Here is an 18,910-nt window from a genome sequence, read left to right on the forward strand (position 1 = left end):
ACGTACGGCCATGAGCAGCGTCGAGGAGTTCCGGGCGGAGATACGGAGCTGGCTGAAGACCCACCTCAGCGGTTCCTTCGCCGCCCTCAAGGGCCGGGGAGGACCCGGCCGCGAACACGAGGCATTCACCGAACGGCTCGCCTGGGAAAGGCACTTGGCCGCCCACGGCTGGACCTGCGTCGGCTGGCCGAAGGAGTACGGCGGACGCGGCGCGGGCATCGAGGAACAGATCGCCTTCCACGAGGAGTACGCGCTCGCCGACGCCCCCGCCCGCGTCAACCACATCGGCGAACAACTCCTCGGCCCCACCCTCATCGACCACGGCACCGAGGAGCAGAAGGCCCGCTTCCTGCCCCCCATCCGCGCTGTCGAGGAACTCTGGTGCCAGGGCTACAGCGAACCCGGCGCCGGATCCGACCTCGCCGCCGTCCGCACCCGCGCGAGCCTGGAGGACGGGCGGTGGGTGGTGAACGGCCAGAAGATCTGGACCTCCCTCGCCCACGAGTCCCAGTGGTGCTTCGTCCTCGCCCGCACCGAACCCCTCGCCGGGCCCGGCGCACGCCGCCACGCCGGACTCTCCTACCTCCTCGTCCCCCTCGACCAGCCCGGCGTCGACATCCGGCCCATCGTCCAGCTCACCGGCACCAGCGAGTTCAACGAGGTCTTCTTCGACGGCGCCACCGCCGACGCCGCGCACGTCGTCGGCCCCCCCGGCGACGGCTGGCGCATCGCCATGGCCACCCTCGGCTACGAGCGCGGCGTCTCCACCCTCGGCCAGCAGGTCGGCTTCCGACGCGAACTCGACGCCCTCGTCGCCCTCGCCCGGCGCAACGGCGCCGCCGCCGACCCCGACATCCGCGACCGGCTCGTCCGCGCCTGGGCCGAACTGGAAGCCCTGCGCGCCGGCGCCCTGCGCGGCACCGACCCCTCCGCCGCCAAGCTCTACTGGTCCCACTGGCACCGCGGACTCGGCGAACTCGCCATGGAGGTGTGCGGGCCCGCCGCCACCCTCGCCGCGGGAGCCCCGTACGAACTCGACGACTGGCAGCGGCTGTTCCTCTTCTCCCGCGCCGACACCGTCTACGCCGGATCCAGCGAGATCCAGCGCAACATCATCGCCGAGCGGGTGCTCGGCCTCCCGAAGGAGCCGCGACCGTGACCGGGAAGCAGCCACCGCCCCCCTACGTGCCGGGCCACGGCCTGCTGGCCGGCCGGACCGCCGTCGTCACCGCCGCCGCCGGAGCCGGCATCGGCGGCGCCACCGCCCGCCGCTTCCTCGAGGAGGGCGCCCGCGTCCTCGTCAGCGACGCCCACGCCCGGCGCCTCAAGGAGACCGAGACCGCGCTCGCCGCCGAGTTCGGCGCCGGCGCCGTCGCCTCCCAGCCCTGCGACGTCACCGACGAGAACCAGGTCCAGGCGCTCTACGACACCGCCGAACGCCTCCACGGCCGCCTGGACGTCATCGTCAACAACGCCGGCCTCGGCGGCACCGCCGAACTGGCCGACATGACCGACGACCAGTGGAACCGCGTCCTCGACGTCACCCTCGGCGGCACCTTCCGCTCCACCCGCGCCGCGCTGCGCCGCTTCCGCGACGCCGGCACCGGCGGGGTGATCGTCAACAACGCCTCCGTCGTCGGCTGGCGCGCCCAGACCGGACAGGCCCACTACGCCGCCGCCAAGGCCGGGGTCATGGCCCTCACCCGCTGCGCGGCCGTCGAGGCCGCCGCCTACGGCGTCCGCGTCAACGCCGTCGCCCCGTCCCTCGCCATGCACCCCCACCTCGCCAAGGTCACCACCACCGAACTCCTCGACGAACTCACCGCCCGCGAGGCCTTCGGCCGCTACGCCGAACCCTGGGAGATCGCCAACGTCATCGTCTTCCTCGCGGGCGACTACTCCTCCTACATGACCGGGGAGACCGTCTCCGTCAGCAGCCAGCGCGCGTAGCACCACAATGGAAACGTGCCGACGACCAAGAAGAAGAACCAGGTGAACGCCGCCGCGCCCGAGCGGCGCCGCGAACTGCTCGACACGGCGGCCGAGGTGTTCGCCGCCCAGGGGTACAACGCCACCACCGTCCGCAAGATCGCGGACGCCGCCGGCATGCTCGCCGGCAGCCTCTACTACCACTTCGACTCCAAGGAGTCGATGCTCGACGAGATCCTCTCCACCTTCCTGCACGAGCTGTGGGAGGGATACGACGCCGTCCTCGCCGCCGGGCTCGACCCCCGCGAGACCATCGAGGCCCTCGTCACCGAGTCCTTCCGCGAGATCGACCGGCACCGCGCCGCCGTCGCGATCTACCAGAAGGAGTCCCGGCACCTCACCGACCAGCCCCGCTTCCACTACCTCACCGACTCGCAGCTCAAGTTCGAGAAGGCCTGGCTCGGCACCCTGGAGCGCGGCGTCGCCGCCGGGGTGTTCCGCGCCGACCTCGACGTCCGCCTCACCTACCGGTTCGTCCGTGACACCGTCTGGGTCGCCGCGTCCTGGTACCGGCCCGGCGGACTGCACAGCCCCGAGGAGATCGCCCGCCAGTACCTGTCGATGGTCCTGGACGGCATCGCCGTACGTACCTAGGGCCTGTCCGGCGATTTCCGCCGGATCCGGCCCGCCCGGCACGCACGCTCGCCGCACGGCCGCAACGCCCAAGCAGCTCCGCTACGAGGGCGCCCCGACCGCGCACCGATCGCACGCACCGAACGCCCCGGCCTGATCCGACGCGCATGGTCAGACAGGCCCTAGCCGTCTGGAGGATCTGTCATGGCCGAGGCCTACATCGTCGAAGCGGTCCGCACCCCGGTGGGCCGCCGCAAGGGAGGACTGGCCTCCGTCCACCCGGCGGACCTCGGCGCGCACGTCCTCAAGGCCCTCGTCGCACGCTCGGGCATCGACCCCGCCGCCGTCGAGGACGTCGTCTTCGGCTGCCTCGACACCGTGGGCCCGCAGGCCGGCGACATCGCCCGGACGGCCTGGCTCGCGGCCGGCCTCCCCGAGGAGGTCCCCGGCGTCACCATCGACCGCCAGTGCGGCTCCTCCCAGCAGGCCGTGCACTTCGCGGCCCAGGGAGTCCTGTCCGGCACCCAGGACCTGGTCGTGGCCGGCGGCACCCAGAACATGTCGATGATCCCGATCGCCTTCGCCTCCCGGCAGGCCGGCGAACCCCTCGGCCTGACCGAGGGCCCCTACGCGGGCTCCGAGGGCTGGCGCGCCCGGTACGGCGACGCGCCCGTCAACCAGTTCCACGGCGCCGAACTGATCGCGAAGAAATGGGGCATCACCCGCCGCGACCAGGAGGAATTCGCCCTCCGCTCGCACGAGCGGGCACTGCGCGCCGTCGACGAGGGCCGCTTCGAGCGGGAGACCGTGCCCTACGGCGACGTGACCGCCGACGAGGGCCCGCGCCGGGACACCACCCTGGAGAAGATGGCCGGCCTGAAGACCGTCGTCGAGGGCGGCACGATCACCGCGGCCTGCTCCTCCCAGGTCTCCGACGGCGCCGCGGCGATGCTGCTCGCGAGCGAGCGGGCCGTACGGGAGCACGGGCTGACCCCCAGGGCCCGGATCCACCACCTCTCCGTACGGGGCGAGGACCCGATCCGGATGCTCTCCGCCCCCATCCCGGCCACCGCGTACGCCCTGAAGAAGACCGGTCTGAGCATCGACGACATGGACCTCGTCGAGATCAACGAGGCCTTCGCGCCCGTCGTCCTCGCCTGGCTCAAGGAGACCGGCGCGGACCCGGCCCGGGTCAACGTCAACGGCGGCGCCATCGCCCTCGGCCACCCCCTCGGCGCGACCGGGGTGAAGTTGATGACGACCCTTCTCCACGAGCTCGAACGGACCGGGGGCCGCTACGGCCTCCAGACGATGTGCGAGGGCGGCGGACAGGCGAACGTGACGATCATCGAACGGCTGTGACGGCCGTCGCGGGCGCCCCCCACGGCCGCCGGGAGCTGTGAGGTCGCCCACGTCGCACGTCGCTGGTCAGGCCGGATCCGTCCTGGCATCGGTCGGGCGGGGCGGGAAGGTTCCGAGGCGCACTATTGTTCCTTGGAAACAGCGAGAAGACAGCCGGGGCCCGTATCGCGTGTTCCGGGTAGAGCAGCCGGGGCCCGCACCGTGCAGGTGCGGGCCCCCGCTGTGCCGCGAGCACCGGCCAGAAAGGCACGCATGACCCGCTCCGAGCGCCCCCACAAGCGCAGCCCCCGCACCTCCCAGGCGAAGTCCTCGTCACAGCCGAAGGCCTCCCGCGGTGGCCGTCGTCCCACCGCACCCCCGCCCCCGAGCGAGTTCACGCCGCCGGAGACGGTGACCCCCGCGCTCCCCGCGGTGGAGTCCTTCGCCGACCTCGACATGCCCGAGGGCCTGCTGCGGATCCTGGGCGAGCAGGGTGTCACGGAGCCGTTCCCGATCCAGGCCGCGACCCTGCCGAACTCCCTCGCGGGCCGCGACGTGCTCGGCCGGGGGCGTACCGGCTCCGGCAAGACCCTCGCCTTCGGGCTCGCGATCCTGGCCCGCTCGGCCGGCCGCCGCGCCGAGCCCGGCGCGCCGCTCGCGCTGGTCCTGGTGCCCACCCGCGAGCTCGCCCAGCAGGTGACCGACGCGCTCACCCCGTACGCCTCCGCGCTGCGGCTCCGCATCACCACGGTCGTCGGCGGCATGTCGATCAGCCGGCAGTCCTCCGCCCTGCGGCGCGGCGCCGAGATCCTCATCGCCACCCCGGGCCGGCTCCACGACCTCATCGACCGGGGCGACTGCCGCCTCGACCAGGTCGCCGTCACCGTCCTCGACGAGGCCGACCAGATGGCCGACATGGGCTTCCTGCCGCAGGTCACCAAGCTGCTGAAGCAGGTCGAGCCGGGCGGGCAGCGGCTGCTGTTCTCGGCCACCCTGGACCGGAACATCGACCGGCTGGTCAAGATGTTCCTGGACGACCCGGTCGTGCACTCCGTCGACCCCTCGGCCGGCGCCGTCACCACGATGGAGCACCACGTCCTGTACGTGGCCGACGAGACCGACAAGAAGGCCGTCACACTGCGGATCGCGGCCCGCGACGGCCGGACGATCCTCTTCATGGACACGAAGCGGTCCGTGGACCGGCTGGTCAAGCGGCTCCTCGCCAACGGCGTACGGGCCTCCGGACTGCACGGTGGCCGCTCGCAGCCGCAGCGCAACCGGACCCTGGACCAGTTCAAGACCGGCCAGGTCACCACGCTCGTCGCGACGAACGTCGCGGCCCGCGGCATCCACGTCGACGACCTCGACATGGTCGTGAACGTCGACCCGCCGATCGACCACAAGGACTACCTGCACCGCGGTGGCCGCACCGCCCGCGCCGGTGAGTCCGGCAGCGTCTTCACGCTGGTCCTGCCCGAGCAGAAGCGCGACATGGGCCGGCTGATGACGAACGCGGGCATCAGCCCCCGTACGGCGCAGATCAAGTCCAGCGACGAGCAGCTCGTCGAGCTGACCGGCGCGCGGGAGCCCTCGGGCGTCCCGGTCGTCGTCGAGACGCCGCAGCCGACCCCGCCGCGCAAGGCGGCGGGCGGCGGCGCGGGCTCGGGCAGTGGCAACCGCCGTCGACGCCGTCCGGCTCCGGCCGGCGGGACGACGGGCACGGGCTCCGGCTCCGGGCGCTCCGGCGCCTCGGGCTCGGGCACGGGCGGTCGCTCCGCCGGTGCCGGTGCGGGCCGCGCCGCCGGTTCCGCCGCGGGTACGGGCCGTGGCTCCGGCTCCGGCCGTGGCTCCGGCACGGGCGGCGGGCGGGGTGCCGCCGCCGGTGCGGGTGCGGGTGCGGGTCGCGCCGGGCGTCAGGCCACGGGCGCCAGCCGTTCGCGCAGCGCCAGCAGCTCGCGGAACTCCAGGCCGAGGCCGACCGACACGTAACGGAGCACGCTCCCGTAGGAGCTGCGCAGCTGCTCCAGGGCGGTGTCGAGGTATTCCGCCCGCACCTCCTGGAGCGGCACGATCAGCTCGGGGTTCTGCATCAGCCCGCCCTGCCTCAGCCCCTCCCGCAGCCGCGCGTCGTACGCGGCGCGGAAGGTGTTGGAGGCCAGGTAGTCCGCGCGGGCGAGCCTCTCGGGGACTCCCAGCAGGGTGAGCAGCAGCCAGCCGGTCCAGCCGGTGCGGTCCTTGCCCGAGGTGCAGTGCACGAGCAGCGGCCCCCGGCGGGGGTCGGCGAGGTCCCGCAGGGTCGCCGCGAAGGCGGCCCGGTTCGCGGGGTCGGTGACGAAGGTGCGGTACACCTCGCACATGAAGGCGGCGGCGCGTCCGCCGCCGAGCATCTCCTCCTGGCGCACCGGGTCCCGGGAGCCGATCGCGGCGAGCAGCTGTCCGAACAGGCCCTTGTCGGTGATCGGCCGGGAGACCGGGACCGGTCCCGCGGGCAGCCGGTCGGCGCCGTCGTAGCCGACCTCCGTGGGGATCCGCAGATCGACCACGGTGCCGAGGCCCAGCCCGGCGAGCGTGGTCAGGTCGGCGTCGGTGAGCTTCGCGAGATGGTCGCCCCGGTAGGCGAGCCCGTACCGGACACGGTTTCCGTCGTACGTGGGGTATCCGCCCAGGTCACGGACGTTGACGGCACCCTGGAGCGGGATCTGCCGGATGGCGGGCACGGACCGTGGACGGCCCTTGGGCAGGGGCCGGGGACGGGCGAGCGCCTCCGTCGGCAGGGCGGTCAGCAGGGCGATGGCCCCGGTGGCGGTGAGCAGAGCGCGTCGAGACGGGTGCACGGCCGGACTCCTTTGCGGCTCAGGGGTGCGGAGAGCGTCGAGCGGGGTTACGACTCGGGGCGGGGGAGCGTGCGGAGCACCTGCGCGGCCTCCGCCATGATCCGGCTGACCAGCTCCTCGCAGCTGGGCAGGTCCTCGATGACCCCCGCCACCTGGCCCGCGGCCATCACACCGAGGTCGGTGCGGCCCTCGACCATGGACGCCCGCAGGAGCATCGGGGTGTTCGCGGCGAGCAGCACCTGACTCCAGGACAGCTCCTTGCCGTGCCGCATGGCGAGGCCGTCGCGGACCATCGCCGGCCAGGAGAGCCCGGACAGCCGCCGGAATCCGGCGGCCCTGCGGACGGCCTGGGCCAGCGCCCGGACCCGGCCGGCGTCCTCCAGGGACGCGACGAGTTCGGTGCGGAGCATCCGGTGCGGCAGCCCGTCGACGGCGGTGGTGACGGTGACGTCCTTGACCGTGGCGGCCAGATAGCGGGCCTTGACCGCGTCCGGCACGGTCGAGTCGGAGGTCAGCAGGAAGCGGGTGCCCATGGCGATGCCGGCGGCCCCGTGGGCGAGGGCGGCGACCAGGCCCCGTCCGTCGTGGAAGCCGCCGGCCGCGATCACCGGGATGCCGACGGCGTCCACCACCTGCGGCAGCAGCACGCTCGTGGCGACCTCCCCGGTGTGCCCGCCGCCCTCGCCGCCCTGCACCAGGACGGCGTCCGCGCCCCAGCCCGCGACCTTCTCGGCGTGCCGCCGGGCGCCCACGGAGGGGATCACGACGACCCCGGCGTCCTTCAGCTCGGCGATCAGGTCGCGGGACGGGGCGAGGGCGAAGGAGGCCACCCGTACGCCCTCGTCGATGATGATCCGGACCCGTTCGCGGGCGTCCCCCGCGTCGGCGCGCAGGTTCACGCCGAAGGGCCGGTCGGTGCGGGACCTCACCTCGCGGACGGCGGCGCGCAGTTCGTCCACGGTCATGGTGGCGGAGGCGAGGATCCCGAGGGCGCCCGCGTTCGCGGTGGCGGAGACGAGCCGGGGACCGGCGACCCAGCCCATCCCGGTCTGCACGACGGGGTGGCGGACACCGGTCAGCTCGGTGAGGGCGGTCCTCATCGGGGCGAGACCTCGCGGTCCCGCAGCCCGCGCGGGTCGATGACCTCGCGGATCAGCCGCAGCTCCTCGGCCGTGGGGTCCCGGGTGTACGGCACCTCGTCGCCGGTCACCAGCTCGAAGCCGGTGGCCGCGCGGACCTCGTCGACGGTGACGCCCGGGTGGACGGAGGCGAGCCGCATCGCGTGGCCGGGGGTCTCGAAGTCGAGGACGGCGAGGTCGGTGACGACCCGGGGGAGACGGTGGTAGGGCCCGACGGCATGGTCGTAACCCACGCCGCTGATCATGTCGACACGCTCGACGAAGACCCGGGGCGAGTGCTTGGGGATCCAGTAACTCACCGGGTTGTTCAGGGTGTTGACCGGTGCCCCGCGCACTCCTAGGAGCTGGCGGGTGGGGCGCTCCCAGTCGCCGATGCAGGAGATGTTCTGGTTGCCGTACCGGTCGATCTGGCTGGCGCCCATCATCACGTGCCGCTTGCCGCCGGTGACCATGGTGAGGTGCCTCCGGTACGGCAGCCAGCCCTCGGGCTGCCCGTCCAGGCCGACGAGCAGGGCCTCGCCGTCGGTGAGGAGGAGGTCGGGGGAGAAGGTGCGCTTGGCGAGGCGGGCGCCGAAGGAGGGGATCAGGCCCATCGGGCTGGCGAGCACCTCGCCGTTGTCGCGCCAGGCCTCGGCACAGGCGATCAGACAGTGTTCGGCCCGGCTGACCGCCGTCGTCGTCGTTTCCGTCGTCACGTCCGCTGCTCCTCGCGCTCTTCGTGCCAGGCCCGTACGGCCGCCTGGTAGTCGTTCTCGCTCTTGCCCGAGAGGAAGCGCTCGGCGAACTCGGGCCAGGGAGTGGTCGCGTAGAGCTTCTGGAAGGGCTCGTCGCGGTCGTGGTCGGGGGCGCAGGAGGTGAAGTGCGCCCCGTTCGGGGTCTCGACGACGCCGGTGACGCTGTGGCGGCCGATCAGGAGGGTCTGGGGCACGGTGTCGGGCCCGAAGCCGTCGACGATCGCCTCGCACGAGACGTACGCGGTGTCGGCGGCCTCGCAGAAGAGGTCGTCGAAGTAGGGGTCGGGGCCGAGGTACTGGCCGTTGCCGAGCCGGTCGGCGCGGTTGACGTGGACGAGGGCCGCGTCGAGCCGCAGGCCGGGGACGGCGACGAACTCCTCGCCGTCCCCGTAGGGCGAGGTGACGGTCCGCAGGCCCGGGTTGACCCGCATCACGTCGGAGCCGAGTCCGGCGCGCACCGGCAGGAAGGGCAGCCGGTTGGCGGCGGCGTGCAGGCCCCACATGAACATCGCCTCGTCGTACTCGGTGAGTTCGAGGGAGCCGCGCTCACGGGCCGCCCTGAAGTGGGGTTCGAGCGGGATGGAGTCCAGGGTCACGAAGGGGGCGACGAGCCGCCGGATCCGGCCGGCGGCGGCGAGCAGGCCGATGTCGGGGCCGCCGTAGGAGACCACCGTGAGATCGGTGATCTCGGACCGGAGCAGCGCTCTGACCAGGGCCATCGGCTTGCGCCGGGAGCCCCAGCCGCCGATCCCGATCGTCATGCCGGAGCGGAGCCGGCCCACCACGTCCTCGGGGGTCATGGTCTTGTCCGTCACGGGGAGTTCTCCTTCCCGAAGGTGTCGCGGACCCGGTCGGCGACCCCGCTCAGATTGGCCTCGAAGGTGAAGCCCTGCTCGAAGCGGTAGCTGCGCCGTACGTCCACGGGGTCGATGCCGTTGAGCGCGGCCTTGGCGAGCCGCAGCAGGCTGCCGTCCTTCGCCGCGATCTCCCCGGCGAGCCCGAGGGCGGCGTCCAGGAGACCGGCGCGGGGGACCACCTGCCACACCGAGCCGTGGGCGTGCAGTTCGGCGGCGGTCGCGGTCCGCGAGGTGTAGTAGAGCGTCCGCATCAGATGCTGGGGGACCAGCCGGGCGAGATGGGTGGCGGCGCCGAGCGCGCCCCGGTCCAGCTCGGGCAGCCCGAAGACGGCGTCCTCGGCGGCGACGATCGCGTCGGCGTTGCCGACGAGTCCGATGCCGCCGCCCAGGCAGTGCCCGGCGACCGCGGCCACCACGGGCACCTCGCACTCGTAGACGGCGGCGAAGGCCTCGGCGCAGCCGCTGTTGGCGCCGATCAGGGAGGTGTGCCCGGGGTCGCGCTGCAACTCCTTGATGTCGACGCCCGCGTTGAAGCCGCGGCCCTCGGCGGTGAGGACGACACAGCGGACCTCGGGGTCGCGGCCGGCCGTGCGGACGGCGTCGGCGAGTGCGTACCAGCCCTTGACGGGCAGGGCGTTGACGGGGGGGAAGTCGACGGTGACCAGGGCCACGCCCGGAGCGGGGCGCGAGGTGCAGACACCCATGAGTGGATCAGCTACCTTTCCACCAAACGTTTGTTAGGTAACCTCTTGAGGAGGAAGGTAGCAGCCGATGGAGCTGGACGGGAGGGTCGTGCTCGTCACCGGCGGAACCCGAGGCGTCGGAGCGGGCATCGCACGCGCCTTTCTGCGGGCCGGCGCCCGGGTCGCCGTCTGCGCCCGCAGACCCCCGGACACACTGGTCGCGGCGGAGGGCCGCACCGCCGACTTCCACCCGCTCGACCTGCGGGAACCCACCGCCGTACGGGAGTTCTTCACCGCCTTCGCCGAGCGGTACGGACGGCTCGACGCCCTCGTCAACAACGCGGGCGGCACGCCGTACCGACTCCTCGGCGAGGGCGAGGCCGAACGCCACGCGCGGGTCGTCGAACTCAACCTCACCGCCCCGCTCGCCGTCAGCCTCGCCGCCCGCCCACTGCTCCGCGCCTCGCGCGGCGCGGTCGTCATGATCGGCAGCGTCAGCGGCGCCCGGCCCTCCCCGGGGACCGCCGCCTACGGCGCGGCCAAGGCGGGCCTGGAGAACCTGGCCCGCTCCATGGCCGTCGAATGGGCCCCCGAGATACGGGTCAACACCCTCGTCCTCGGCATGGTCAGGACCGAACTGTCCCATCTGCACTACGGCGACGAGGACGGGATCGCCGCCGTCGGCCGGACCGTACCGCTGGGCCGGCTCGCCGAACCGGACGAGATCGGGGAGGCGGCCGTCTTCCTCGCCTCCGGCCGGGCCGGCTACGTCTCGGGGGCCTCGCTCCTCGTGCACGGCGGCGGCGAACGCCCCGCCTTCCTGGACGCCGCAACCGCCAACAAGGAGAGCTGACATGGGGATCTGCGAGGGTCGCGTGGTCATCGTGACGGGAGCCGGACGCGGGCTCGGGCGGGCGCACGCGCTCGCCTTCGCCGCCGAGGGCGCCCGGGTCGTCGTCAACGACCTGGGGGTCGGCCTCGACGGCCGCCCCGGGCCCGACAGCCCGGCGGCGGCGGTCGTCGCGGAGATCAGGGCCGCGGGCGGCGAGGCCGTCGCGCACGGCGGCGACATCGCCACCACCGAGGGCGCCGCCTCCCTCGTCGCGACCGCCCTCGACACCTACGGGCGGCTTGACACCCTCGTCAGCAACGCCGGCTTCCTGCGCGACCGGATGCTCGTCAACCTCGACGAGGAGGACTGGGACGCCGTCATGCGGGTCCACGGCAAGGGCCACTTCCTGCCGCTGCGGCACGCCGCCGCGCACTGGCGGGCCGAGGCGAAGGCCGGACGGACACCGGTGGCGCGGATCGTCCACACCACCTCGGGCGCCGGGCTCCTGGGCAGCGTCGGGCAGGGCAACTACGCGGCGGCCAAGGCCGCGATCGTCGGCCTCACCCTGGTCGCGGCGGCGGAACTGGCCCGCTACGGGGTCCAGGTCAACGCCATCGCCCCGTCGGCCAGGACACGGATGACCGAGCAGGTCTTCGACGGGCTCGAAGCGCTGCCCGAGGACGTGTCACCGCTGGTGGTGTGGCTGGGCTCGGCCGCCTCCGAGGGCGTGACCGGCAGGGTCTTCGAGTCCGAGGGCGGCCGGCTCACCGTCATGGAGGGCTGGCGCCCGGGCCCGACGGCGGACAAGGGCGGACGCCGGACCCCGGCGGAGGCGGGGGAGACGGCCCGCGAACTCCTCGCGGAGGCGGAGCCGCCGGGCAAGGTGTACGGGGCCTAGGGACTGCCTCCCGGGTCATGCCGGGGGTGTCCGGGCCTTCTTCGGTGAGGCGCCCGGTCGCGGGCCGGCGGTCGGTCGCCGGGCGCCCGGCGGTCGGTCGCCCCGGCCGGGAGACGGGTGACCGTCGCCGGCTCCCCGCCACCTCCGGCATGCGTGGCTTCCTCGCGATCCACGCGGTCCCCGCGCCGTACACGGGATCTCCACGTTCGCGGGGAAGGCGTTGACGTCCGGAGAATTGAGGACCGTCGGGCTTCCCGGCGGGATCTACGCGCGTCATCGTCGTAGGCATGCGAATCCCCCCTCGACTCACCCTCGCCGGCGGTGTCGCCACCGCCCTCCTGTCCTCCCTCCTCCTCGGCGCCCCCGCCACCGCCGCGCCGGCCCCCGCCCCCGCCGCCGTCGTGACCACCGTCGCGGCGACCGCCTCCGTCGGGGACATCTGCTACTCCGCCCTGCCGAGCCAGGCGTACACGACGCTGCGCCTCATCGACGCGGGCGGGCCCTTCCCGTACAGCCAGGACGGCGCCGTCTTCCAGAACCGGGAAGGCGTCCTGCCCTCCCACACGCTGGGCTACTACCACGAGTACACGGTCAAGACCCCGAACGTCTCCACCCGGGGCGCCCGTCGGATCGTGACCGGGAACGCGACGGACGAGGACTACTACACCTCCGACCACTACGCGTCGTTCGACCTGATCGACTACGGCTGCTGACGCCCCTCCGCGCGCTCAGGCGCGGCGTGGGTGCATCCACTCCAGCCGGGTCCTGACCCGGGGGTCGTGGACGTACTCCAGGGCGGCCAGCGCCGTCTCCCGCGCCGCCCCCTCCGGGTCGCCGTCCGCCAGGACCGCGGCCAGCGCGTCGACGGCGCGCGGGTCCTGACGGATCGCCAGCCCGCGCGCCGCCTCCGCCGCCGTCTCCGGATCGCTGTCGCCGAGCCGCTCCGCGAGCCCCTCCCGTACGAGCGGGGTGTCGTCGGGCAGTTCGGCGAGGGCGAGCGTCGCCCAGTCCCGTACCCGCGCGTCACCCTCCCGGCTCAGCGCGAGCAGCACCCCGAGCGCCTCCACGTGCCCGGCCGGCACGATCCCGGCGAGCGCCCCCGCGACGGCCCGCCGCACCACCGGGTCGGGATGCTCCGCCACCGCGAGGAGTTCGGGCACGGCCGACGGCTCCGCGCACTCCCCGAGCGCCCACACCACCGAGAGCGCCGGTTCGCGCGCGGTGCCCGTCGCCCCCGCCGCCACCCTCCGCAGCACCGGCACCGCGCTCGGCCCGAAGCCGGGCAGGGCGCCGAGGACCCGCGCGCCGAGCGCCCGGCGCAGCGGATCGCGGTACGCGCACCAGGCCGCCGCCGCCACGAAGGTCTCCTCGTCGGCCCGGCCGGCCAGTTCGGCCACCGCCGTCGTCCAGTCGTCCAGCTCCGGATCGCCGCAGCGCAGCGCCCGCGCGGCCAGCTCCTCGTGCGAGGTGTGCAGTCCGAGCGAGGTCTCCAGGAGGGTGGAGACCGCCGCGTGCCCGGTTCCCCGGTCGTCGCCGCGCCCCGGGGCGCCGTCCTCCCGCAGCAGTTCGACGACCACCGTCACCCCGCCGCCCTCCCGGACCCGGCGCACCACCGCCTCGTACGTCTCCCCGCCCTCGTTCCCGGCCACGAGCCCGCGCCGCAGCTCGGCCGCGATGTCCACGCCGATCCAGCGCCGCGCCTCCCGGAGCGCGGCCTCCCGCGCGTCCGCCCCGTGGTCCAGGAGCGCCCGCACACAGCCGGTGGAGCCGCGCCGGGCGGCGGCCACCAGGGGGAGCAGCCCGTCGGGCCCGCGCCGGTCCGGGTCGGCCCCGTACTCCAGGAGGACCCTGGCCGTGTCGGCGTGCCCGAGGCGCAGCGCCCAGGCGAGTGCCGTGAAGCCGTAGGCCTCCTCCTGGTCCGCCGGCGCGCCCGCCGAGAGCAGCGCCCGCACCACTCCGGCGTGCCCGCCGCAGGCGGCCCCGCACAGCGGCAGGTCGCCGTCGTCCTCGCCGCTGCCCCGGCCGGGGTCCGCCCCGGCGGCCAACAGGATCCGTACGATTCCGGCCTCGTCGCTGACGGCCGCCCGGTAGAGGGCGGTCTCCTCGTCCTCCCGGTCCTCGGGGTCGGCCCCGTCCCGCAGGGCGCGTACGGCCCCGTCCTCGTCCCCGTCCCGGATGGCGTCGAACAACGTGCTCATGCCCCGACCCTGACCCCCCGTCCGGTCCTGGCGCAAATCGATTGCCCGCCGGGCGGGGCGCGCCCCCGGGGCCCCACGCCCTACCCCGCGCACTCCAGGACCGTCCGGCACACCCCGCACCGGGCCCGCAGCGCCCGGCCCGCCGGGACGCGGAGGCGCTGGCGGCAGACCGGGCAGCGGAAGGAGACGCCCGTGGCGGGTGCTCCGCCGTCGAAGCGGTACGGGGCGCCCTCACCCGCCCGGCCCCGCCGGCGCTCCCAGCCGTACCGGCGGCGCTCGGCCCAGCCCGCTCCGACGAGCGGCGGCGGCGTCCGCTCCCGGTCGGCCTCGGCCCGGCCGCGTACCCATGCCTCGTAGGCCACGTCGCTGGTGAACCAGGGCGAGGGGTCCTCGCCGAAGACCTCGGCCCGTTTGGCGAGGACGTAGCCGAACTCCTCCGGGGTCAGATAGCCGAGCTTCTGGCTCTCCACGCCGTCCTGCCGGAACGCGTCGAGCAGCAGCCAGCCCGCGCCCAGATAGGTGGTGACGACATCGGTGAGGATCTCGTTCTCCGCGGTGCCGGGGAAGCCGAGGCCGAGCCGGTGCAGCAGGACATGGGTGATCTCGTGGGCGAGGGCCGCGCCGATGTCCCGGCGGCGGCTCCGGAAGCGGTCGTTCAGCTCCACGAAGTACTCGGGTCCCGCCGCGAGTTCGACGGCCGCCGCGTGTTCCATCGGCCGGAAGCTGACCACCATGCGCGCCTCGGGCAGCCGCAGGTGCCGGACGAGGGCGCGGGCCACCCGCTGGGTGCCGAGGTGGAGGTCCTCGTCGTCGCCGAGGGCCACGTCGGCGGCCGGCACGCTCGCCGGGTAGCGGTGCACGCCGTCGGGGGAGAGGCGTCGGTAGAGCGCGGTGACGGAGTCCCCGACCGCGGCGCGGTGCGGGAAGCCGTGGGCGACGCGAGCGCCCTCCTGGCGGTGCGGCATACCGGTACCCCCCTTCCGTCCACTGTACGGTCCCCTTGCGGGGCCTGGCCGAAAACGCTTCCTTGTGGGGCCAGTTGGCCGATGTCCATAATCCGGACATGCCTTGACGGGCGCATGTCATCGCCTGTGGAGGCCAACCCCCCATGAGAGAAGGCAGGCACATGAAGCAGCACCGCATGGTCCGCGCACTCCAGAAGCTGGCCGCCGCAGGCGCCGTCGTCCTGGCGGCCGTCAGCCTCCAGCCCACCACCGCCTCCGCCGCCCCCGCCCCCGTCGTCGGCGGCACCCGCGCCGCCCAGGGCGAGTTCCCCTGGATGGTCAGGCTCTCCATGGGCTGCGGCGGCTCGCTGATCAGCCCCCAGGTCGTGCTCACCGCCGCGCACTGCGTCAGCGGCTCCGGCAACAACACCAGCATCACCGCCACCGCCGGTGTCGTCGACCTGCAGAGCTCCAGCGCCGTCAAGGTCAAGTCCACCAAGGTGCTCCAGGCCCCGGGCTACAACGGCAAGGGCAAGGACTGGGCGCTGATCAAGCTCGCCAGCCCCATCACCTCGGTGCCCAACCTGAAGATCGCCGACACCACCGCGTACAACAGCGGCACCTTCACCGTCGCCGGCTGGGGCGCCGCGACCGAGGGCGGCGGCCAGCAGCGCTACCTGCGCAAGGCGAACGTGCCGTTCGTCTCCGACGCCTCCTGCCAGTCCTCGTACGGCACCGACCTCGTCCCCGCCGAGGAGATCTGTGCCGGCTACAGCCAGGGCGGCGTCGACACCTGCCAGGGCGACTCCGGCGGCCCGATGTTCCGCAAGGACGACGCCGGCGCCTGGGTCCAGGTCGGCATCGTGAGCTGGGGCGAGGGCTGCGCGCGGGCCGGCTACCCCGGCGTCTACACGGAGGTCTCGACCTTCGCCGCCGCGATCAACTCGGCGGCGGCCACGCTGTAGCGGCCCCGTGAAGCAGGTGCCCCGGAGCGGCCTCGGCTCCGGGGCACCGTCGCGTCCGGGCGGGGCACCCGTTCACGGGAGACACGTCACGTCCACGCGGGCTCCCGGGCGCCGTCGCGTCTACGCCGGCCCCAGCTCCACCGACGGAGCCGCGTCCCCCTCCAGCTCCAGCACCCACACCTCGTTCACGCCCTCCCGCAGCACCGGACCCGGCACGAACAGCGCGTCCTGCGGCCCGGCCGCCGCCCAGTAGCGGCCCAGGCAGAAGCCGTTCACCCACACGAAGCCCCGGGTCGCGCCCGGCAGCCGCAGCACCGCGTCCCCGGCCCCGGTCACCTCCAGCGTCCCCCGGTGGAGACCCGGCCCGTACACCTCCGCCGCCGCCTCGAACGGCAGCTTGTCCACCGCCGCCGCCTCGAACGCGTCGAGCCGCAGCCCCCGGGACCGGAACCCGTGCAGATACTGCCGCTCGTGCCGTACGCCCCCGGTGATCCCCTTCGGCTCCGCGAGGCGCGGCCCGTAGTTGACCCGGCCGAGGGACTCCACCCACAGATCCACGACCGCGGGACCCGCCACGCGCTCGGGCAGGACCGAGTCCTCCCCGTCCAGCACCCCCGCCGGCATCCCGTCGACCCGAACCACCGCCCGGTCCCGCAGCCCCGTCACGCCCAGCGGATACGGCTGCCGGGGACCCGGCACCGCCACCCGGTAGCGGACCAGACCCCGGTCCACGCCCAGTTCCTCGAAGGTCGGCGGCACCGGCGTCACCGTCTCCTCCCCGCCGAGCGCCCCCAGGACCCCGTCCAGCGCCACCCAGCCGTCGAGCGTCCCGGAGACCGGCGCCGCGAGCCGCGCCGGCGGCTCCGGAAGCTCCGGCAGCGGCCCCTCCGCGTACGCCGCGAGCACCTCGCGGAAGGCCCGGAACTTCTCCGTCGGCCGCCCCGCCTCGTCGATGGGAGCGTCGTAGTCGTACGAGGTCACCGTCGCCCGCAGCGGCCCGTCATGCAGCTCACCGTCCCGGTTCGCCCCCGCCCAGCCGCCGAAGTTCGTCCCGCCGTGCGCCATGTAGACGTTGACCGAGGCCCCGCACTCCAGGATCTCCCGCAGCGCCTCCGCCGCGTCCGCCGCGCCCCGCACCGCGTGCTCGGTGCCCCAGTGGTCGAACCAGCCGCACCAGAACTCCATGCACATCAGCGGCCCCGACGGCTGATGCCGCCGCAGCGTCGCGAAGCCCTCCCGCGCCCCCGAACCGAAGTTCGCCGTGGCGAGCGCCCCCGGCACCGAACCACCCGTCAGCATGTGGTCCTCGGGACCGTCCGAGGTGAACAGCGGCACGCTCACCCCGCAGTCCCGCAGCAGCCGCGCCAGCCACTCCAGATAGTCCCGGTCGCTGCCGTAACTCCCGTACTCGTTCTCCACCTGCACGAGGACCACCGGGCCGCCGCGGTCCACCTGCCGCTCCACCACCTGCGGAAGGAGCCGCCGGAACCAGGCCTCCACCGGGGCCAGGAACTCCGGGTCGAGGGTCCGCACCCGTCGGCCGAGCGGCCCGGTCACCCAGTGCGGCAGCCCGCCGTTCTCCCACTCGGCGCAGATGTACGGCCCCGGGCGCACGATCGCGCGCATCCCGGCCCGCGCCACCACGTCAAGGAACCGGCCGAGCGCCTCCACGTCCGCGAACCGGCCAGGCTCGGGCTCGTGCAGATTCCAGGGGACGTACGTCTCCACGCAGTCGAGGCCCATCGCACGCAGCATCCCGAGCCGGTGCTCCCAGTGGCCCTCGTGCACCCGGAAGTAGTGCAGCGCCCCCGAGAGCAGCCGCACCGGCCGCCCGTCGAGCAGAAAGTCCTCGTCACCCACAGCGAACGTGCTCATGGCCTCACCCTCACCCCCTGGCGGCGAACCGGTCCATGGACAAAGATCGTCGAAGTTTGGACGTTCAGGGTCCGCCGATGCCGGCCCCGACGTCAGGGCCCGACGGGGCCCGCCCGACCACGTGCCGGCCCGGGGAGGGCAACCACCGCATGTACCACACCTGGATGCGCTACTTCACGCCCAGCCCCGTCCACCACCGCCTCGGCCTCGTCTGCCTCGGCGTCGGACTCCAGCACGGCACCCTGCCCACGGTGGGCCCCCGCACCCTCGACCACCACGTGGCCGTCGTCGTCTCCGCCGGCAGCGGCTGGTACCGGGGCGCCGACGGGCGCCGCACCACCGTCACCGCCCCCGCCCTCCTCTGGCTCACCCCCGGCGTCCCCCACCACTACGGGGCCGACCCCGGCACCGGCTGGGACGAGGCCTTCGTCGACTTCTCGGGACCGGCCACCACCACCTACACCGAACTCGGCTACATCGAACCCGACCGGCCCGTCGTCCCCCTCTCCGACGCCGCGCCCGCCCGCTCCGCCATCGCCCGGATCGCCCGCGCCGCCCGCCCCGGCAACCCCCTCCTGGAGGTCGAGACCGGCGCCGCCGTCCACGAACTCCTCGTCGCGCTGCGCCGCGCCCGCGCCGACAGCAACGCCGACGGCGACCCCGTCCTCGCCGCCCTCGCCCGCGACGCCTTCCAGCCGCTCTCCGTCGCCGAGCACGCCGCCCGGCACGGCATGACCGCCGCCGAACTGCGCACCGCCGTCCGCCGGGCCGCCGGGTGCAGCCCCAAGGACTACCTGCTCACCGTCCGCCTCGGCCGCGCCAAGGAACTGCTCGCCGCCACCGAACTGCCCGTCGCCGCCGTCGCCCGCCGCGTCGGCTACGACGACCCCGCCTACTTCTCCCGGCTCTTCACCCGCCGGGTAGGCACCGCCCCCATCCGCTTCCGCGAGCAGCAGGGACGGTCCGTGCACGGGGGCTGGAGCAACCGCGTTCCGGATCCCGAACACCCGCCCACGATCCTCCCGAGATCCGTCTAAGCTCGCAGATC

The 18,910-nt window shown here is 74.1% G+C and carries 18 protein-coding genes; 10 read left to right on the forward strand and 8 right to left on the reverse strand.

The annotated features are described in order from the left end of the window. Window positions 1-10 precede the first annotated feature (10 nt). The 5 genes from ABT154_RS06705 to ABT154_RS06725 all read left to right on the forward strand — a co-directional run bounded on the left by ABT154_RS06705 (window position 11) and on the right by ABT154_RS06725 (window position 5,892). On the forward strand, window positions 11-1,159 hold the full coding sequence (locus ABT154_RS06705; RefSeq protein WP_351853708.1) for an acyl-CoA dehydrogenase family protein: 1,149 nt from the start codon (window positions 11-13) through the stop codon (window positions 1,157-1,159). After that, window positions 1,156-1,950, forward strand: coding sequence for an SDR family oxidoreductase (locus ABT154_RS06710; RefSeq protein WP_351853710.1), 795 nt, complete (start codon window positions 1,156-1,158; stop codon window positions 1,948-1,950). Before ABT154_RS06705 ends, ABT154_RS06710 begins: the two co-directional genes overlap by 4 nt. A gap of 15 nt (window positions 1,951-1,965) precedes the next feature. Further along, on the forward strand, window positions 1,966-2,583 hold the full coding sequence (locus ABT154_RS06715; RefSeq protein WP_317877770.1) for a TetR/AcrR family transcriptional regulator: 618 nt from the start codon (window positions 1,966-1,968) through the stop codon (window positions 2,581-2,583). A gap of 183 nt (window positions 2,584-2,766) precedes the next feature. Continuing rightward, window positions 2,767-3,924 carry an acetyl-CoA C-acetyltransferase gene (locus ABT154_RS06720; protein ID WP_351853713.1) on the forward strand — a complete coding sequence of 386 codons (1,158 nt, stop codon included), beginning with the start codon at window positions 2,767-2,769 and terminating at the stop codon, window positions 3,922-3,924. A gap of 252 nt (window positions 3,925-4,176) precedes the next feature. Then, a complete protein-coding gene (locus ABT154_RS06725; protein ID WP_351853714.1) occupies window positions 4,177-5,892 on the forward strand; it encodes a DEAD/DEAH box helicase in 1,716 nt (571 codons plus the stop codon). Here the strand turns inward: ABT154_RS06725 and ABT154_RS06730 are convergent. From ABT154_RS06730 to ABT154_RS06750, 5 genes are read right to left on the reverse strand one after another with little or no spacing between them, the layout of a single operon-like run. Then, window positions 5,817-6,737: a tyrosine-protein phosphatase gene (locus tag ABT154_RS06730; RefSeq protein ID WP_351853716.1), complete on the reverse strand. Its 921-nt coding sequence runs from the start codon at window positions 6,735-6,737 to the stop codon at window positions 5,817-5,819. The two genes, ABT154_RS06725 and ABT154_RS06730, sit on opposite strands and share 76 nt — an antisense overlap. A gap of 47 nt (window positions 6,738-6,784) precedes the next feature. Then, entirely contained in the window at window positions 6,785-7,837 is a 1,053-nt protein-coding gene (locus ABT154_RS06735; protein WP_351853718.1) for an NAD(P)H-dependent flavin oxidoreductase, read from the reverse strand. After that, entirely contained in the window at window positions 7,834-8,571 is a 738-nt protein-coding gene (locus ABT154_RS06740; RefSeq protein WP_351853721.1) for a CoA-transferase subunit beta, read from the reverse strand. The genes ABT154_RS06735 and ABT154_RS06740 overlap by 4 nt, the downstream gene beginning before the upstream one ends. Then, window positions 8,568-9,425, reverse strand: a complete 858-nt coding sequence (locus ABT154_RS06745) for a CoA transferase subunit A (RefSeq protein WP_351853724.1) — start codon at window positions 9,423-9,425, stop codon at window positions 8,568-8,570. Before ABT154_RS06745 ends, ABT154_RS06740 begins: the two co-directional genes overlap by 4 nt. Beyond that, a complete protein-coding gene (locus ABT154_RS06750; protein WP_317877632.1) occupies window positions 9,422-10,171 on the reverse strand; it encodes an enoyl-CoA hydratase family protein in 750 nt (249 codons plus the stop codon). Before ABT154_RS06750 ends, ABT154_RS06745 begins: the two co-directional genes overlap by 4 nt. A 67-nt stretch (window positions 10,172-10,238) precedes the next feature. Here ABT154_RS06750 and ABT154_RS06755 point away from each other — a divergent pair, with 67 nt between their 5' ends. The 3 genes from ABT154_RS06755 to ABT154_RS06765 all read left to right on the forward strand — a co-directional run bounded on the left by ABT154_RS06755 (window position 10,239) and on the right by ABT154_RS06765 (window position 12,593). Further along, complete coding sequence (locus ABT154_RS06755; protein WP_351853727.1) at window positions 10,239-11,003, forward strand: SDR family oxidoreductase; 765 nt, start codon at window positions 10,239-10,241, stop codon at window positions 11,001-11,003. Between the two features lies 1 nt (window position 11,004). Beyond that, window positions 11,005-11,880, forward strand: coding sequence for an SDR family oxidoreductase (locus tag ABT154_RS06760; RefSeq protein ID WP_351853730.1), 876 nt, complete (start codon window positions 11,005-11,007; stop codon window positions 11,878-11,880). Window positions 11,881-12,167: 287 nt separating this feature from the next. After that, window positions 12,168-12,593: a guanyl-specific ribonuclease gene (locus tag ABT154_RS06765; protein WP_351853732.1), complete on the forward strand. Its 426-nt coding sequence runs from the start codon at window positions 12,168-12,170 to the stop codon at window positions 12,591-12,593. Between the two features lie 15 nt (window positions 12,594-12,608). Here ABT154_RS06765 and ABT154_RS06770 read toward each other — a convergent pair whose 3' ends face one another. After that, window positions 12,609-14,078 carry an ankyrin repeat domain-containing protein gene (locus tag ABT154_RS06770; RefSeq protein WP_351853734.1) on the reverse strand — a complete coding sequence of 490 codons (1,470 nt, stop codon included), beginning with the start codon at window positions 14,076-14,078 and terminating at the stop codon, window positions 12,609-12,611. A gap of 80 nt (window positions 14,079-14,158) precedes the next feature. Continuing rightward, a complete protein-coding gene (locus tag ABT154_RS06775; protein ID WP_351853736.1) occupies window positions 14,159-15,043 on the reverse strand; it encodes a hypothetical protein in 885 nt (294 codons plus the stop codon). A gap of 161 nt (window positions 15,044-15,204) precedes the next feature. Between ABT154_RS06775 and ABT154_RS06780 the strand changes: the two genes are divergently transcribed. Next, on the forward strand, window positions 15,205-15,987 hold the full coding sequence (locus tag ABT154_RS06780) for a S1 family peptidase (protein ID WP_351853739.1): 783 nt from the start codon (window positions 15,205-15,207) through the stop codon (window positions 15,985-15,987). Between the two features lie 120 nt (window positions 15,988-16,107). Here ABT154_RS06780 and ABT154_RS06785 read toward each other — a convergent pair whose 3' ends face one another. Further along, window positions 16,108-17,862: a glycoside hydrolase family 35 protein gene (locus ABT154_RS06785; RefSeq protein ID WP_351853741.1), complete on the reverse strand. Its 1,755-nt coding sequence runs from the start codon at window positions 17,860-17,862 to the stop codon at window positions 16,108-16,110. A 149-nt stretch (window positions 17,863-18,011) separates the two neighbouring features. On the opposite strand from ABT154_RS06785, the gene ABT154_RS06790 reads away from it, so the two are divergent. Continuing rightward, window positions 18,012-18,899 carry a helix-turn-helix domain-containing protein gene (locus ABT154_RS06790; protein ID WP_351853743.1) on the forward strand — a complete coding sequence of 296 codons (888 nt, stop codon included), beginning with the start codon at window positions 18,012-18,014 and terminating at the stop codon, window positions 18,897-18,899. Window positions 18,900-18,910: the final 11 nt, after the last annotated feature.

Origin of the sequence: Streptomyces sp. NPDC001728 (assembly GCF_040297565.1) — a bacterium.
Taxonomy (GTDB): Bacteria; Actinomycetota; Actinomycetes; order Streptomycetales; family Streptomycetaceae; genus Streptomyces.

What these genes read in the sequence shown, in the direction of transcription:
- ABT154_RS06725 (WP_351853714.1), top strand. Translation starts at nt 4,177, where the DNA reads ATGACCCGCTCCGAGCGCCCCCACAAGCGCAGCCCCCGCACCTCCCAG.
- ABT154_RS06720 (WP_351853713.1), top strand. Translation starts at nt 2,767, where the DNA reads ATGGCCGAGGCCTACATCGTCGAAGCGGTCCGCACCCCGGTGGGCCGC.
- ABT154_RS06780 (WP_351853739.1), top strand. Translation starts at nt 15,205, where the DNA reads ATGAAGCAGCACCGCATGGTCCGCGCACTCCAGAAGCTGGCCGCCGCA.
- ABT154_RS06750 (WP_317877632.1), bottom strand. Translation starts at nt 10,171, where the DNA reads ATGGGTGTCTGCACCTCGCGCCCCGCTCCGGGCGTGGCCCTGGTCACC.
- ABT154_RS06755 (WP_351853727.1), top strand. Translation starts at nt 10,239, where the DNA reads ATGGAGCTGGACGGGAGGGTCGTGCTCGTCACCGGCGGAACCCGAGGC.
- ABT154_RS06785 (WP_351853741.1), bottom strand. Translation starts at nt 17,862, where the DNA reads ATGAGCACGTTCGCTGTGGGTGACGAGGACTTTCTGCTCGACGGGCGG.
- ABT154_RS06790 (WP_351853743.1), top strand. Translation starts at nt 18,012, where the DNA reads ATGTACCACACCTGGATGCGCTACTTCACGCCCAGCCCCGTCCACCAC.
- ABT154_RS06775 (WP_351853736.1), bottom strand. Translation starts at nt 15,043, where the DNA reads ATGCCGCACCGCCAGGAGGGCGCTCGCGTCGCCCACGGCTTCCCGCAC.
- ABT154_RS06765 (WP_351853732.1), top strand. Translation starts at nt 12,168, where the DNA reads ATGCGAATCCCCCCTCGACTCACCCTCGCCGGCGGTGTCGCCACCGCC.
- ABT154_RS06760 (WP_351853730.1), top strand. Translation starts at nt 11,005, where the DNA reads ATGGGGATCTGCGAGGGTCGCGTGGTCATCGTGACGGGAGCCGGACGC.
- ABT154_RS06705 (WP_351853708.1), top strand. Translation starts at nt 11, where the DNA reads ATGAGCAGCGTCGAGGAGTTCCGGGCGGAGATACGGAGCTGGCTGAAG.
- ABT154_RS06770 (WP_351853734.1), bottom strand. Translation starts at nt 14,078, where the DNA reads ATGAGCACGTTGTTCGACGCCATCCGGGACGGGGACGAGGACGGGGCC.
- ABT154_RS06735 (WP_351853718.1), bottom strand. Translation starts at nt 7,837, where the DNA reads ATGAGGACCGCCCTCACCGAGCTGACCGGTGTCCGCCACCCCGTCGTG.